This is a genomic window from Massilia sp. Root335 (assembly GCF_001425685.1).
GTDB lineage: Bacteria > Pseudomonadota > Gammaproteobacteria > Burkholderiales > Burkholderiaceae_D > Telluria > Telluria luteola.
Map to the genome: position 1 here is coordinate 5,482 of NZ_LMCY01000024.1, position 225 is coordinate 5,706.

Consider the following 225-nt stretch of genomic DNA (forward strand, 5'->3'; position numbering starts at 1 on the left):
TACTTTCAATTTCAATAAAATAGTGTAGAATAAAGAAGTAAAGAAACAAAGAAATTGGAATCATGGAATATTTGCAGTAAAGGAGGGGTATACTATGGCAATAGCGAATGAGGCGGTGACTCGTATGGAATGGAAGCGCGCGCGTGTCTCTCAGAAGCGCCAAGTAACGATACCTCAAAAGTTCTTTGAAGAAGCCGGCATTAAAGATGAGGTCGAATTCGGCAT